The following is a 13681-nucleotide window of genomic DNA, read 5'->3' as shown; positions in this document are numbered from 1 at the left end:
ACGGCAGTGACGACGGACACGATGATGGAACCGTTGCGGATCGCCGACCGGAAATTCTCCTCCCGGCTGATCATGGGCACCGGTGGTGCGGAGAGTCTGTCGGTGCTGTCCGAGGCGCTGGTGGCCTCGGGTACCCAGCTGACCACGGTGGCGATGCGCCGCGTGGACGTGGTCGGCGGCACCGGCGTGCTGGATCTGCTGAAGCAGCTGGGGATCGCCCTGCTGCCCAATACCGCCGGCTGCCGCACCGCCGCCGAGGCCGTGCTGACGGCGCAGCTGGCCCGTGAGGCCCTGGAGACCGACTGGGTCAAGCTCGAGGTGGTCGCCGACGAGCGCACCCTGCTGCCGGACGCGATCGAACTGGTCAGCGCCGCTGAGCAATTGGTCGACGACGGCTTCACCGTGCTGCCCTACACCACCGACGATCCGGTGCTGGCCCGGCGGCTCGAGGACGCGGGGTGCGTCGCGGTGATGCCGCTGGGCGCGCCGATCGGCACCGGCCTCGGCATCGGCAATCCGCACAATATCGAGATGATCGTCGCCGACGCGGGCGTGCCGGTGATCCTCGACGCGGGCATCGGCACCGCGAGCGATGCCGCCCTGGCCATGGAGCTGGGCTGCTCGGCGGTACTGCTTGCCACCGCGGTGACCCGTGCGCGTCAGCCCGCGCTGATGGCGGCGGCGATGGCCGACGCGGTCCGGGCCGGATATCTGGCCCGCCAGGCCGGACGCATCCCGAAGCGCTTCTGGGCGCAGGCCTCTTCTCCGGCTCTCTCCTAGAGAAAGGTCCCGACCCGACTCATCCTCGAGGATGACCCGAATCGCGACCCGGGGGCGATAGTGCGCCCGGCGGTCGTCGGCGAGACTGGTCGACATGATCGAAGTGAGGGGTCTGACCAAGCGGTTCGGTGCGACCACCGCGGTTGACGACCTGACGTTCACCGTGGAGCCGGGGCAGGTGACAGGGTTTCTCGGGCCCAACGGCGCGGGGAAGTCGACCACCATGCGGATGATCCTGGGGCTGGATCGGCCTACGGCCGGTGTCGCGCTGATCGGCGGCAAACCCTATCGGGAGCTGGAGCGCCCGCTGCACACCGTCGGGGCTCTGCTCGACGCGAAATGGACGCATCCGAACCGCTCGGCCCGCGCGCATCTGCGCTGGCTGGCCGCCTCCAACGAGCTGCCCGCCAGCCGGGTGGAGGAGGTGCTGCGGCTGGTCGGGCTCACCGAGGTGGCGGACAAGAAGGCCGGCGGGTTCTCTCTCGGCATGTCGCAGCGGCTGGGCCTGGCCGCGGCGCTGCTCGGCGATCCGGAGATCCTGCTGTTCGACGAGCCGGTGAACGGCCTGGACCCGGAGGGCATCCTGTGGATCCGGCGGTTCATGCAGCGCCTGGCCTCCGAGGGCCGCACCGTGCTGGTGTCGAGCCATCTGCTCTCGGAGATGGCGCAGACCGCGGATCATCTGATCGTGATCGGCCGCGGCAAGCTGATCGCGAACACCGCGACCAAGGACTTCATCGACCGTTCCTCCGAATCCACTGTGCGCGTGCGCAGTCCGCAGCTGGATCAGCTGCGCAGCCTGCTCACCTCCAACGGTATGACGGTGCGCGAGGACGGGGCTCCGGTCGACGGCGCGGCACCGGCGCTGACGGTGGTCGGCGAAACCAGCGACGCCGTGGGCACATTGGCGGGCGACAACGGCATCACGCTGTATGAGCTCGCGCCGCAGCGGGCCTCGCTGGAGGAGGCGTTCATGCGGTTGACCGGCGGGTCGGTCCAGTATCACGGCGAGGGCCTGGAGCAGGCCATGGGAGGTGCGCTCTGATGGGCATGCTGACGGCGGAACGAATCAAACTCACCTCCACCCGGTCCCCGATGTGGTGCACGGTGCTGACGGTGGTGTTCGCGCTGGGCATGGCGGCGCTGTTCAGCCTGCTGCTCAATGTCAGCGTCAACGAGTACAACCGGCAGCTGGCCTCGGGGCACCCCACCCTGGCGACCGCGCCCTATCCGACGAACAGTGTCGCGGCGCTCGGCATCACCGGCGCCTCGCAGGGCGTGCCGGGGTTCGGCTACATCATGATCATGATCATGGCGGCGCTCGCGGTCACCAGCGAGTACCGGTTCGGGACCATCCGGGCCACCTTCCTGGCCGTGCCCAACCGCACCGGCGTCCTGGTGGCCAAGGCCGGACTGGTCGCGGTCGTCGCCGCGGTGTTGTCCGCGGTGCTGACGCTGCTGAGCTTCTTCATCTTCAAGGGGATGCTGTCCAGCGACGCGGGCCGGGACATGAGCCTGACCAACGGCGATGCGCACATCTTCTACGCGGTGCCGATCTTCGTCGCGCTGGTGGTGTTCCTGGCCGTCGGGGTGGGCGCGCTGATCCGGCAGTCCGCCGGTGCGCTGTCGCTGCTGATCGTGTGGCCGGTGCTGATCGAGCCGATCGTCGGTGCGTTCGGCAAGGTCGGGCGGAATATCGAGGTGCTTCTTCCCTTCCAGAACGCGGGCCGGTTCCTCGGCACGGCCGGTAGCGACGATCTGCCCTGGCATTGGGGACCGTGGGGTGGCCTGCTCTACTCCGCGGTCATCGTCGCGATCGTCTTCGGTGCGGCGCTGTTCGTGGTGAACAAACGTGACGCCTGACACCTCCGGCCTCCCCGGGCGCCACCCTCGCGGCCCCGGGTTGGGACGGCGGTCCTGCTGGGGGCCGCCGCACCTCGGTCGCACCGGGCACTGCCCGCCCGCTGCGACTCCCACCGGCCCGGTGCGTGCCATGTCACATCGGGCCGGTGGGCAAGGGGAAATTCGCGTTAACTATTGATAAATGTCTTCCATTCACAATCGCGTCTCCGTAGCATCGGATCAGCAACCAACACGTTATCCATCGGCGGACCCAATGCCGTGTTCGCTCCGTCCGATAGAGAGGTGGCCGGTGGCGATTATTGGTACTCCACCCACCGGGGAAGCGTTGGGATACGCTCCCGAGGTGACCGAAAAGTCCTCTGGTGACGGCAAAAAGCCACGTCACGCGGCAGCTGCAGATGGCTCGCCGCAGCGCAGGGAGCAGGGGAAATCGCGGACCGGCGCCGGTGACGGCGGCCTCCCGAACCGGGGTGGCCGGGCAGAGGCCGATCACGAGGTCGTGATTCCGCTCACACCGGTCGACGGCGAACCCGATGAGCAGCAGGGTCGGCGTCTGCGCTCGGGGCAGCTGTCGGCGCTCATGTCCGCCACGAATCAGCGCCCCGATCTGATCGGCGCGATCCGCAAGGCGCGCGAAAATCTCCCCGGTGACCCGTCTTTCGGTGATCCGCTGTCGCTGTCCGGACCGGGCGGGCCACAGACCGTGGCGCGCGCGGCGGCGGGCATCGTAGGCATCTCGCCCAGCGCGGCCAAGGAGATCGGCCTGGGCGCCCTGCAGGTCTGGCAGGCGATGCTCGAACGGGTCGGCCGCGGAAAAGGTAGCGAGCCGGTAACTGTGATGTTCACCGATCTCGTGGCGTTCTCCAGTTGGTCACTGACCGCCGGGGACGAGGCCACGCTGGAGCTGCTGCGCCGGGTCGCGAGCGCCATCGAGCCGCCGATCAAGGACCGCGGCGGCCGGGTGATCAAGCGCATGGGCGACGGCGTCATGGCGATATTCCTGAGCCCCGACAGCGCCGTGCGCGCCGCGATCACCGCGAAGCGCCAGCTCGGCGAGCTGGATCTGCACGGCTATCGGCCGCAGATGCGGGTCGGCCTGCATACCGGCACGCCGCGCGAGATCGGCGGCGACTGGCTCGGCGTCGACGTCACCATCGCGGCGCGCATGATGGAGGCCGGTGGCAACGGCAACACCATGCTCTCGAACGCCACGCTGGACGCGCTGGCGCCCGATACGCTCGCCGAGCTGGGGTGCGCCGCGAAGCCCTATCGCCGGAGCCGGTTCGCCGCCCCGCTCAGCGGTGTTCCGGAGGATGTGCGGATTTTCCGGTTGGAGTAACGGTGAGCCGGCGGGGTGGGTGGGCTCAGCTCTACTTCCACCACAGGGCCGCGCCGACGACCGCGAGCACGGCGCAGACGCCGAGGACGACCGACAGCACACGGCTGTCGTTCTTCCAGGTGGTGAAGGCTCCGCCGATCAGAAACCCGGCGAGGGCCAGTAGGACGACCACGATCACGGTATGGGACACACGGCCATCATGCCGTGTGTTCGCACACCCCCTCCAGGGTGGTCTCTTCATACCCGCCAGAAAAACAATCACGCAGGCTTGATTTTTTCCGATCGCGATGTGACCCTGTTATCGATGCGGCGACAGCGTCGCGAAGGCGGGCTCACGAGTGGGAGGCATCGCGCGGATGGGCGATCTGGCACAGGATCCGGAGACCATACGTATCGGCAACTGTTCGGGGTTCTACGGAGACCGGTTCGGCGCCATGCGGGAGATGCTCGAGGGCGGTCGGCTCGACGTGCTGACCGGCGATTATCTGGCCGAACTCACCATGCTGATCCTGGGGCGGGACCGGCTGAAGGATCCGGATCTCGGCTATGCCAAGACCTTCGTGCGCCAGCTGGAGGACTGCCTGGGCCTGGCCCTGGGATCGGGAGTGCGGATCGTCACCAATGCGGGCGGGCTGAACCCGGCCGGGCTGGCGCGGCGGGTGGGGGAGGTGGCCCACAGGCTCGGGTTCGACCCGCGGATCGCGTACGTGACGGGCGACGATCTGCTGTCCCGCGCGAGTGAGCTCGGCCTGGGCACACCGCTGACGGCCAACGCCTACCTGGGCGGGTGGGGCATCGCCGAGGCGTTGCGGGCCGGCGCGGATATCGTGGTGACCGGCCGGGTCACCGACGCCTCGTTGGTGGTGGGTCCCGCCGCGGCCCACTTCGGCTGGGGGCGAGCCGATTACGACCAGCTGGCCGGCGCGGTGGTGGCCGGGCACGTGATCGAGTGCGGCACGCAGGCCACGGGCGGCAACTTCGCGTTCTTCACCGAGATCGCCGACCTGGATCGTCCCGGATTCCCGATCGCGGAGGTCCGTCGCGACGGCAGCAGCGTGATCACCAAACATGCCGGTACGGGCGGTGCGGTCACGGTGGATACGGTTGCCGCGCAGCTGATGTACGAGATACAGAGCGCGCGCTACGCCGGACCCGATGTGACCACCCGCCTGGACACTATCCGGCTCGAGCCGCAGGGACCGGACCGGGTGCTGATCAGCGAGGTGCGCGGGGAGCCCGCGCCGCCGCGGATCAAGGTGTCGCTCAACACCATCGGCGGCTTCCGCAACGAGATGAGCTTCATTCTGACCGGTTTGGATATCGAGGCGAAGGCCGCGCTGGCGCGGCGGCAGCTCGAGTCCTGGCTGCCGGTGCGCCCGGCGGAGCTGGAGTGGTCCCTGTCCCGCCTGGATCGGCCCGACGCGGAGACCGAGGAGCAGGCGAGCGCGCTGCTGCGCTGTGTGGTGCGCGATCCGGATCCGGACAGGGTTGGCCGCGCGTTCTCCAGTGTCGCAGTGGAATTGGCGCTGGCGAGCTATCCGGGATTCTCGCTGACCGCACCGCCGGGGAACGGCGGGCCGTACGGTGTGTTCACGCCGGGCTACGTCGACGCGGCGCAGGTTCCGCATATGGCGGTGCTGCCGGACGGCGACGAGATCGGCGTCCCGCCCGCCTCGCACTTCCAGGAACTGGCCGATGTCGCGGAACCTGAACTGCCGCTACCTCTCGAGCCCGGCGAAACCCGGCGCGTGCCGCTGGGCACGATCGCGATGGCCCGCTCGGGCGACAAGGGCGGCAACGCCAATATCGGCGTGTGGGTGCGTTCCGAGCGGCAGTGGCGCTGGCTGGTGCACGCGCTCACCGTCGACGAGGTGCGCACGCTGCTGCCCGAGGCCGCGAAGCTGTCCATCACCCGGCACGTGCTGCCGAATCTGCGCGCGGTCAACTTCGTGATCGAGGGACTGCTCGGTCAGGGCGTGGCGTATCAGGCCAGATTCGATCCGCAGGCCAAGGGCCTGGGTGAATGGCTTCGTGCCCGGCATATCGATATCCCCGTGGAGTTGCTGTGAACTACTCGAATCCCTGGAATACGTCCGAACGTCGTGAATTGCGCGCCACCGTAGACGGTTTCGTCGAGCGCGAGGTTCTGCCGTATCTGGACGACTGGGAACGCGCGGGGGAACTCCCGCGTGAACTGCACAAGAAGGCCGGCGCACTGGGCCTGCTGGGAATTCAATTCCCGGAGGCGGTGGGCGGATCCGGCGGCGACGGCATGGACGCGGCCCTCGTCTGCGAGCAGATGCACTACGCGGGCTGCTCGGGTGGTGTGTTCGCCTCCCTGTTCACCTGCGGCATCGCCGTACCGCACATCGTCGCGTCGGGAAATCGAGAGCAGATCGAGCGCTGGGTACGCCCGACTCTGGCGGGAGAGAAGATCGGCTCCCTGGCCATCACCGAGCCGGGTGGTGGATCGGATGTCGGGCACCTGCGCACCAGCGCGGTACGCGACGGCGACGAGTTCGTCGTGAACGGCGCGAAGACCTTCATCACCTCCGGTGTGCGCGCCGACTATGTGGTGACGGCCGTGCGCACCGGTGGTCCGGGCGCGGCCGGAGTGTCGCTGCTTGTCGTGGAGAAGGGCACGCCCGGATTCACGGTGAGCCGCAAGCTGGAGAAGATGGGCTGGCTGGCCTCGGACACCGCGGAATTGTCGTATGTGGATGCGCGCGTGCCGGTGTCGAATCTGGTGGGTGCGGAGAACTCCGGATTCGCCCAGATCGCACAGGCTTTCGTGAGCGAGCGAACGGCCTTGGCCGTGCAGGCGTACGGGCACGCGCAGCGCTGCCTGGACCTGACCCTGCGATGGTGCCGGGACCGGGAGACGTTCGGGCGTCCGCTGATCAGCAGGCAGGCCGTGCAGAACACGCTGACGGAGATGGCGCGGCGCATCGATGTGGCCCGCGTGTACACCCGTCATGTGGTCGAGCGTGCGGCGGGCGGCGAGACCGATCTGATCGCCGAGGTGTGCTTCGCCAAGAATACCGCCGTGGACACCGCGGAGTGGGTCGCGCACCAGGCGGTTCAGCTGTTCGGCGGCCTGGGCTACATGCGTGAGTCCGAGGTCGAGCGGCACTACCGGGATGTGCGCATCCTGGGCATCGGTGGTGGAACCACCGAGATCCTGACCAGCCTCGCGGCCAAGCGATTGGGGTTCCAGTCATGAGTGTCCTTCGTACCACACTGGATTCGAAGACAGCCGACTATCACAACGCTGCCGAGGCGATGAGCGCCAAACTGGCCGAGGTCGAGGTCGAATACGCCAAGAACATCGCGGGCGGCGGCCCGGACAAGCTGGCGCGGCATCGCAAGCGCGGCAAGCTGACCGCGCGCGAGCGGATCGAACTGCTCATCGATGAGGATTCGCCGTTCCTGGAGCTGGCGCCGCTGGCGGCCTGGGGCAGCGAATTCCACGTGGGCGCGAGCGTGATCGCGGGCATCGGCATCGTCGAGGGCGTCGAATGCATGATCGTCGCACCGGATCCGACCGTGCGCGGCGGCACCTCGAATCCGTGGACGCTGCGCAAGAACCTGCGCATGAACGATATCGCGATGGAGAATCGGCTTCCGGTCATCGGCCTGGTGGAGTCGGGCGGCGCGGATCTGCCGACGCAGAAGGAGGTCTTCGTCCCGGGCGGGCGCATGTTCCGCGATCTGACGCGTCTGTCGGCGGCCGGAATTCCCACCATCGCACTGGTTTTCGGCAATTCCACCGCGGGCGGCGCGTACGTCCCGGGCATGTCCGACTACACGGTCATGATCAAGGAGCGGTCCAAGGTATTCCTGGGCGGCCCGCCGCTGGTGAAGATGGCCACCGGCGAGGAATCCGACGACGAGTCGCTGGGCGGCGCCGAAATGCATGCCCGTGTCTCGGGTTTGGCCGATTACCTGGCGGTGGACGAGCCCGACGCCATTCGCCTCGGCCGCTCGATCGTCAGGCGCCTGAACTGGACGAAGAAGGGGCCGACCCCCCGGCCCCCGAGCGAGGTCATCCCGCCGGTGCACGACGAGGAGGAACTGCTCGGCATCGTGCCGACGGATCTGAAGATCCCGTTCGATCCGCGCGAGGTCATCGCCCGCGTGGTGGACGGATCGGACTTCGACGAGTTCAAGCCGCTGTACGGGTCCAGCCTGGTCACCGGATGGGCCCAGCTGCACGGCTATCCGATCGGCATCCTGGCCAACGCCCGTGGCGTGCTGTTCTCCGAGGAGTCGCAGAAGGCCACCCAGTTCATCCAGCTGGCCAACCAGTCGAATATGCCACTGCTGTTCCTGCACAACACCACCGGCTATATGGTCGGCCGGGAGTACGAGCAGAAGGGCATCATCAAGCACGGCGCGATGATGATCAACGCGGTCTCGAATTCGAAGGTGCCGCACATTTCGCTGCTCATGGGCGCCTCCTACGGCGCGGGCCACTACGGCATGTGCGGGCGGGCCTACGATCCGCGCTTCGTGTTCGCCTGGCCCAGTGCGAAATCCGCGGTCATGGGCGGCGCGCAGCTGGCGGGCGTGATCTCCATCGTGGGCCGGGCGGCCGCCGAGTCCAGGGGCCTGCCCTTCGACGAGGAGGCCGATGCCGGGATGCGCGCGGCGATCGAGGCGCAGATCGAGGCCGAATCGCTGCCGATGTTCATGTCGGGGCGGCTCTACGACGACGGTGTCATCGACCCTCGGGACACCCGCACGGTATTGGGAATGGCGTTGTCCGCCATCCACAATGCCCCGATCGAGGGCGCCGCGGGCTTCGGCGTCTTCCGGATGTGAGGCGAGCTGTGGAAATCACCAACGTCCTGGTCGCCAATCGCGGTGAGATCGCGCGACGGGTCTTCGCGACCTGTCGCCGCATGGGCATCGCGACCACCGCGATCTATTCCGACGCCGATGCCGACGCGCCGCATGTGGCGCAGGCGGATGCGGCCGTGCGGCTGTCGGGCAACACCCCGGGCGAGACCTATCTGCGCGGTGATCTGATCATCGAGGCCGCCCTGGCGGCCGGTGCCGATGCCGTTCACCCCGGCTACGGATTCCTTTCCGAGAACGCGGAATTCGCGCGCGCGGTGCAGTCGGCCGGGCTGCTGTGGATCGGCCCGCCGGTGGCGGCCATCGAGCAGATGGGCTCGAAGGTGGAGTCCAAGAAGCTGATGGACGCCGCGGGCGTGCCGGTGCTGAAGCAACTGGACCCGGACGCGGTCACCGCGGACCTGCTGCCGGTGCTGATCAAGGCGTCGGCCGGTGGGGGCGGTCGCGGTATGCGGGTGGTGCGCGAATTGGCCGATCTCACACCGCAGATCGAGGCCGCGCAGCGCGAGGCCGCCTCGGCGTTCGGCGATCCCACCGTCTTCTGCGAGCGCTATCTGGAGACCGGGCGCCATATCGAGGTGCAGATCATGGCCGATACGCACGGGACGGTGTGGTCGGTCGGTGAGCGGGAGTGCTCGATTCAGCGCCGGCATCAGAAGGTCGTCGAGGAGGCCCCGTCGCCGCTGGTCGAGCGGATCGAGGGCGAGCCCGGCCGAAAGAGCATGCGGGAGCGGCTGTTCGAGGCTTCGCGCTTGGCTGCGGAGGCGATCGGTTACGAGGGCGCCGGCACGGTCGAATTCCTGGCGGACGAGGCAGGTGAGTTCTACTTCCTGGAGATGAATACCCGCCTCCAGGTGGAGCATCCGGTCACCGAACAGGTGACGGGTCTGGACCTGGTCCGGTTGCAGTTGCAGGTCGCCGCCGGTCATCCGCTGCCCGATCGGCAGCCCGGACCGCACGGCCACGCCATCGAGGTGCGGTTGTACGCCGAGGACCCCGCGCACGACTGGCAGCCGCAGAGCGGTCCGGTGTACAAGCTCGACATCCCCGGTGTCGCAGGAGAATTCACCGTGCTGCGTGAGCCCGGGGTGCGCCTGGACACCGGTGTGGTGGACGGTTCGGTGGTCGGCGTGCACTACGACCCGATGCTGTCGAAGGTCATCGCCTACGGCGAGACCCGGGATCAGGCCGCGCACCTGCTCGCCTCGGCGTTGCAGCGCGCCAAGATCCACGGCCTGGTGACCAACCGCGATCTGCTCGTGCGCGTGCTGCGCCACCCGGCCTTCCTGGCCGGTGACACCGACACCGCCTTCTTCGCCACCCACGGCCTGGACACACTGTCCGCGCCGCTGATCTCCGAGGCCGACGAGAAACTGTCCATCGTGGCGGCCGCGCTGGCCGATGCGGCCGCCAACCGCGCGAACGCCCGCATCGGCGCGGGTCTGCCCGGTGGTTGGCGGAACCTGCCGTCCCAGCCGCAGTCCAAGTCGTACGAGTCCCGCGCCAGCGGCACGCACGAGGTGCGTTATCGGCTCACCCGCGCGGGCCTCGAGGTCGACGGATTCTCCGGGCTCGAATTGGTCGAGGCCACATCGGATTCGGTGACCCTGCTGGTGCCCGCGGGCACCCGTTCGGTGCGCCGCCGCTTCGAGATCGCCCGCTACGGCGATCTGGTGGCCGTCGACTCCCCGCTGGGACCGGTCGCGCTGAAGCGCCTGCCGCGATTCGCCGATCCGGCCGATCAGGTGGCGCAGGGCTCGCTGCTGGCGCCGATGCCGGGCGCGGTCATCCGGCTCGGGGCGCAGGCGGGCGATCGGGTCGCGAAGGGCCAGCCGATCCTGTGGCTGGAGGCGATGAAGATGGAGCACACCATCACCGCACCGGCCGCGGGCGTACTCAGCGAGCTGAATGTGCAAGCGGGACAACAGGTCGACGTCGGCGCGGTGCTTGCCGTGGTGGACGCCGACACGGACGGAACAGACGCGACAGAAGGAACAGCATGAGCTTCATCGAATCCGACGAGCGCAAGCAGTTGCGGGCCGCGGTGGCCCAGCTCGCCGCCAAGTACAACTTCCGCGATTACGCCGGACCCAAGGCCCGCCGTAACGAGCCGCTCGACGAGTTGTGGGCCGATGCGGGGAAGCTCGGCTTCCTCGGGGTGAACCTGCCCGAGGAGTACGGCGGCGGCGGTGCGGGCATCTACGAGCTGGCGCTGGTCATGGAGGAGCTCGCCGCGCAGGGCTGCGGCCTGCTGCTGATGGTGGTGTCCCCGGCCATCTGCGGCACGATCATCACCAAATACGGCACCGATGAGCAGAAGCAGAACTGGCTGCCACGCCTGGCGGACGGCTCGGCCAAGATGGTCTTCGGCATCACCGAACCCGACGCCGGATCCAACTCGCACAAGATCACCACCACCGCCCGCCGCGACGGCGAGGACTGGATCCTGAACGGCCGCAAGGTCTTCATCTCCGGCGTGGACCAGGCCGAGGCGGTGCTGATCGTGGCACGCACCGAGAACGCCAAGACCGGCAACCTGCAACCGGCCCTGTTCATCGTGCCGGTGGACACGCCCGGCTTCGTGAAAACGAAGCAGGAGATGGACATCATCGAGCCGGACAACCAGTTCACCCTGTTCCTGGACGATGTGCGCCTGCCCGCGAACGCGCTGGTCGGCAAGGAAGACGCGGCCATCGCGCAGCTGTTCGCGGGCCTGAATCCGGAGCGCATCATGGGCGCGGCGATGGCCGCGGGCATGGGCCGCTACGCCATCGACCGCGCGGTCGAATACGCCAAGGAGCGCACGGTGTGGAAGGGCGTGCCGATCGGTGCGCACCAAGGGATTTCGCATCCGCTCGCGCAGGTGAAGATCGAGGTGGAGCTGGCCAAGCTGATGATGCAGAAGGCGGCGGTGCTGTACGACTCGGGGGACGACTTCGGCGCCGCCGAGGCCGCGAACATGGCGAAATACGCTGCGGCGGAAGCCAGTATCAAGGCCCTGGATCAGGCGTTGCAGACGCATGGCGGCTCCGGGCTGACCCGCGATGTCAGCCTGGCCGGAATGCTCGCCGCGGCCCGCATCGGCCGCGTCGCGCCGGTCAGCCGGGAGATGGTGCTCAACTTCGTCGCCCAGCATTCGCTGGGTCTGCCGAGGTCGTACTGAGCGAATCGATGAGCGCAGAGACAGGAGGTGACGCGATCGTGAACGATGCCGACAAGTCCGGCACGGATACGCCTTTCGTGCACTACGAGGTCAGCGACGGCTTCGCGGTGCTCACCCTGGATTCCCCGCACAACCGCAACGCGCTGTCCTCCCGTCTGGTTCGTGAGCTGCTGGCGGGCCTCGAACGGGCCGCCGGCGACGAGCGGGCGCGCGGGGTGGTGCTCACCCACACCGGCAACACCTTCTGTGCCGGTGCGGATCTCAAGGAGGCCCTCGATGCCGACCCGGCGGCGGCCGCGGACATCCGGACCCGATGGATGATCCAGGTGCTGCGCGACATCATCACTGTTCCGAAACCCGTTGTCGCACAGGTGGACGGTAACGTTCGCGCCGGAGGTATGGGCATCCTGGCCGCCTGCGATATCGCCGTGGCCGGTCCGGCGAGCAGTTTCGCGCTGACCGAGGCGCGAATCGGCCTGGCGCCGTTCATGATTTCGCTGACACTGCTGCCACGCATGAGTTCTCGCGCCGCGGCCCGCTATTACCAGACCGGTGAAACCTTCGACGCCGCCGAGGCCGAGCGCATCGGCCTGATCACCGTGGCCGCCGACGACGCGGACGCGGAGGTGCGGCGACTGCGCGGGGAGCTGCGCAAGGGGTCGCCGCAGGGATTGGCCGAGGGCAAGCGCCTGGTCAACGCCGCCCTGCTCGCCGAGTTCGATCGTGGTGCGCAGGAGTTGGCAGAGCGTTCGGCAGGCTTCTTCGGCACACCCGAGGTCATCGAGGGTATGACGGCCTTCTTCGAACGTCGCCCGCCGAGCTGGGCAGAATAGCCTGCCATGGCTACACCGCACGAACCCAAGCAGGACCGCAGCCGGGCCACCCGGCAGCGGCTGCTCGAGGCGACCATCGACACACTGGCCGAGACCGGCTGGGCGGCGGCGACCGTCTCGGTGGTCGCCGAACGAGCCGGGGTGTCACGCGGTGCGACCCAGCATCACTTCCCGACCCGCGAAGACCTGATCACCGCCGCACTCGAGTACATGTTCGACTCCCGGATGGCGCAATCCAAGTCGCAGGTACAGAGCCTGCGCCGAATCGCCGAGGGAGCCGGCCGCACCGAGGCGGTGGTGACCTCGCTGGTCGAGTCGTACACCAGCCCGCTGTTCAAGGCGGCGCTACAGGTGTGGACGCATGCCGCCGCCGATCCTGTACTGCGCGAACGCATTGTGCCGATGGAGGCGCGCTTCGGACGGGTCTCGCATCGCATGGCGGTGGAGGCACTGGGGGTCGACGATTCGAATCCCGTTGCGCACCATCTGGTTCAGGCCACTCTCGATCTGGCGCGAGGGCTCGGCCTCGCCGATGTGCTCACCGACGATTCGGCCCGCCGCAAGCAGATCGTGACGCAGTGGGCCGCAACGTTGCATTCGGCCCTCGCGGTCTCACCTGCCGTGTGACCCGAATTACCCGATTTGGTCGACGGGCTAGCGGCGGCTACGCTGGAGCACGCTTGTTCAAGGTCCCGTCGTCTAGCGGCCTAGGACGCCGCCCTCTCAAGGCGGTAGCGCGGGTTCAAATCCCGTCGGGACTACGCGAATCCCAGACTCATGCTCATGGAGAGCATGAGTCTTTTTCGCTTCGTTGTGTCTTTTGGGGGCGCGGCCCCCAAACCC

12 protein-coding genes and 1 tRNA gene are annotated in these 13681 nt (G+C 68.1%); 12 read left to right on the top strand and 1 reads right to left on the bottom strand.

Features of this window, described 5'->3' with window-relative positions; genetic code table 11:
* Positions 1-24: 24 nt before the first annotated feature.
* The 4 genes from JZ791_RS11720 (at position 25) to JZ791_RS11705 (ending at position 3982) form a co-directional block, all read left to right on the top strand.
* Positions 25-780, top strand: a complete 756-nt coding sequence (locus JZ791_RS11720; RefSeq protein WP_438804508.1) for a thiazole synthase — start codon at positions 25-27, stop codon at positions 778-780.
* A 94-nt stretch (positions 781-874) separates the two neighbouring features.
* Positions 875-1825 (top strand): ABC transporter ATP-binding protein, encoded by a 951-nt coding sequence (locus JZ791_RS11715; RefSeq protein WP_216894269.1) that lies wholly within the window; start codon positions 875-877, stop codon positions 1823-1825.
* Entirely contained in the window at positions 1825-2643 is an 819-nt protein-coding gene (locus JZ791_RS11710; RefSeq protein ID WP_216894268.1) for an ABC transporter permease, read from the top strand. The genes JZ791_RS11715 and JZ791_RS11710 overlap by 1 nt, the downstream gene beginning before the upstream one ends.
* 580 nt (positions 2644-3223) lie before the next feature.
* Complete coding sequence (locus JZ791_RS11705) at positions 3224-3982, top strand: adenylate/guanylate cyclase domain-containing protein (protein ID WP_216894323.1); 759 nt, start codon at positions 3224-3226, stop codon at positions 3980-3982.
* Positions 3983-4013: 31 nt separating this feature from the next.
* On the opposite strand, the gene JZ791_RS11700 is transcribed toward JZ791_RS11705, so the two are convergent.
* Positions 4014-4172 (bottom strand): CG2302 family histidine operon protein, encoded by a 159-nt coding sequence (locus JZ791_RS11700; RefSeq protein WP_216894267.1) that lies wholly within the window; start codon positions 4170-4172, stop codon positions 4014-4016.
* Positions 4173-4338: 166 nt separating this feature from the next.
* Between JZ791_RS11700 and JZ791_RS11695 the strand changes: the two genes are divergently transcribed.
* The 8 genes from JZ791_RS11695 to JZ791_RS11660 all read left to right on the top strand — a co-directional run bounded on the left by JZ791_RS11695 (position 4339) and on the right by JZ791_RS11660 (position 13599).
* The gene (locus JZ791_RS11695; protein ID WP_216894322.1) at positions 4339-6051 is read left to right on the top strand and encodes an acyclic terpene utilization AtuA family protein; all 1713 of its coding nucleotides are present in this window, start codon (positions 4339-4341) and stop codon (positions 6049-6051) included.
* Entirely contained in the window at positions 6048-7205 is a 1158-nt protein-coding gene (locus JZ791_RS11690) for an acyl-CoA dehydrogenase family protein (protein WP_308162888.1), read from the top strand. The genes JZ791_RS11695 and JZ791_RS11690 overlap by 4 nt, the downstream gene beginning before the upstream one ends.
* On the top strand, positions 7202-8806 hold the full coding sequence (locus tag JZ791_RS11685; protein ID WP_216894265.1) for an acyl-CoA carboxylase subunit beta: 1605 nt from the start codon (positions 7202-7204) through the stop codon (positions 8804-8806). Before JZ791_RS11690 ends, JZ791_RS11685 begins: the two co-directional genes overlap by 4 nt.
* Positions 8807-8814: 8 nt before the next feature.
* A complete protein-coding gene (locus JZ791_RS11680) occupies positions 8815-10845 on the top strand; it encodes an acetyl/propionyl/methylcrotonyl-CoA carboxylase subunit alpha (RefSeq protein WP_216894264.1) in 2031 nt (676 codons plus the stop codon).
* Entirely contained in the window at positions 10842-12005 is a 1164-nt protein-coding gene (locus JZ791_RS11675; protein WP_216894263.1) for an acyl-CoA dehydrogenase family protein, read from the top strand. The genes JZ791_RS11680 and JZ791_RS11675 overlap by 4 nt, the downstream gene beginning before the upstream one ends.
* An 8-nt stretch (positions 12006-12013) precedes the next feature.
* Positions 12014-12838, top strand: coding sequence for an enoyl-CoA hydratase family protein (locus JZ791_RS11670; protein WP_216894262.1), 825 nt, complete (start codon positions 12014-12016; stop codon positions 12836-12838).
* A 6-nt stretch (positions 12839-12844) separates the two neighbouring features.
* A complete protein-coding gene (locus JZ791_RS11665) occupies positions 12845-13465 on the top strand; it encodes a TetR/AcrR family transcriptional regulator (protein ID WP_216894261.1) in 621 nt (206 codons plus the stop codon).
* 61 nt (positions 13466-13526) lie between these two features.
* A tRNA-Glu gene (locus JZ791_RS11660) sits at positions 13527-13599 on the top strand.
* Positions 13600-13681 lie beyond the last annotated feature (82 nt).

The sequence above is a fragment of the Nocardia alni genome (genome assembly GCF_019038435.1).
GTDB lineage: Bacteria > Actinomycetota > Actinomycetes > Mycobacteriales > Mycobacteriaceae > Nocardia > Nocardia alni.
This window is presented reverse-complemented; position numbering and strand designations above follow the sequence as displayed.

Bases quoted from the DNA above. Each gene is read 5' to 3' on its own strand.
- JZ791_RS11720 (WP_438804508.1), top strand. From the start codon at position 25: ATGGAACCGTTGCGGATCGCCGACCGGAAATTCTCCTCCCGGCTGATC.
- JZ791_RS11715 (WP_216894269.1), top strand. From the start codon at position 875: ATGATCGAAGTGAGGGGTCTGACCAAGCGGTTCGGTGCGACCACCGCG.
- JZ791_RS11710 (WP_216894268.1), top strand. From the start codon at position 1,825: ATGGGCATGCTGACGGCGGAACGAATCAAACTCACCTCCACCCGGTCC.
- JZ791_RS11705 (WP_216894323.1), top strand. From the start codon at position 3,224: ATGTCCGCCACGAATCAGCGCCCCGATCTGATCGGCGCGATCCGCAAG.
- JZ791_RS11695 (WP_216894322.1), top strand. From the start codon at position 4,339: ATGGGCGATCTGGCACAGGATCCGGAGACCATACGTATCGGCAACTGT.
- JZ791_RS11685 (WP_216894265.1), top strand. From the start codon at position 7,202: ATGAGTGTCCTTCGTACCACACTGGATTCGAAGACAGCCGACTATCAC.
- JZ791_RS11675 (WP_216894263.1), top strand. From the start codon at position 10,842: ATGAGCTTCATCGAATCCGACGAGCGCAAGCAGTTGCGGGCCGCGGTG.
- JZ791_RS11670 (WP_216894262.1), top strand. From the start codon at position 12,014: ATGAGCGCAGAGACAGGAGGTGACGCGATCGTGAACGATGCCGACAAG.
- JZ791_RS11665 (WP_216894261.1), top strand. From the start codon at position 12,845: ATGGCTACACCGCACGAACCCAAGCAGGACCGCAGCCGGGCCACCCGG.